General features: G+C 69.6%; 1 protein-coding gene and 1 pseudogene. One reads left to right on the top strand and one right to left on the bottom strand.

The window, feature by feature from the left end; translation table 11 throughout:
* Window positions 1-284, bottom strand: a pseudogene (locus I73_RS29000) (acyl-CoA dehydrogenase family protein); the annotation flags it as partial.
* A 48-nt stretch (window positions 285-332) separates the two neighbouring features.
* Here I73_RS29000 and I73_RS18745 point away from each other — a divergent pair.
* Window positions 333-773, top strand: a complete 441-nt coding sequence (locus tag I73_RS18745) for a PaaI family thioesterase (protein ID WP_022982023.1) — start codon at window positions 333-335, stop codon at window positions 771-773.
* Window positions 774-792: the final 19 nt, after the last annotated feature.

Here is a 792-nt window from a genome sequence, read left to right as displayed (position 1 = left end):
TTCAGGCAGGGCCTACCGGCGTCCTTCAGGCTGGCGGCATGCCAGATCAGCTGGCGCGCAGCCTCGATCTGGGTGGCCATGTCGCCCAGCTTGTGCTGCAGGGCCTGGTGTTCGAAGATGGGCACGCCGAAGGCCACCCGTTCCTTGCTGTACTTGAGCGCCGCCTCGAAGGCCGCGCGGGCCATGCCGATGCACTGGCTGGCGATGCCGATGCGCCCGCCCTCCAGGCCCGACAGGGCGATCTTCAGGCCCTGCCCTTCCTCGCCCAGCCGGTTGGCCACCGGCCGGTCCTGGGGAGGGTGTTCCCTCAGGGTTTGCGAGAAGATCGTGGCATGAACGCCCCCGTCCCGTCCCAGGCCCATCCCCAGCCTTTCCCGATCCCCATTCCTTTTGCCCACCACCTGGGCCTGCAGTTCTACGGTGCCACCGAGGACAGCGCGGAGGTCCGGGTCTGGCTGCAGCCGCCCCACCTGAATGGCTGGGGCGTGGCGCATGGCGGGCTTCTGCTGACCATGATGGACATCTCCATGGCCCTGGCCGCCCGCAGCGGCCACCAGGAAGGGCCGGGCGTGGCCACCATCGAGCTCAAGACCAGCTTTCTGCGACCCGCCGAGGGCGAGCTGCGCGGCATTGGCACGGTGCTGCAGCGCACCGTCAGCATGGCCTTCTGCGAGGGGCGGGTGCTCAACGCCCAGGGCGAGCTGTGTGCCCATGCCACCGCCACCTTCAAGTTCCTGGGCGGCGTCAGCGCGCCGACGCGTCCGCCGCGCTGACGCCGGGGAAAAAGGGGAC

The sequence above is a fragment of the Ideonella sp. B508-1 genome (assembly GCF_000333615.1).
Taxonomy (GTDB): Bacteria; Pseudomonadota; Gammaproteobacteria; order Burkholderiales; family Burkholderiaceae_C; genus Ideonella.
Note: the sequence above shows the minus strand (reverse complement) of the source record. Positions and strands in the feature narration are given on the sequence as shown.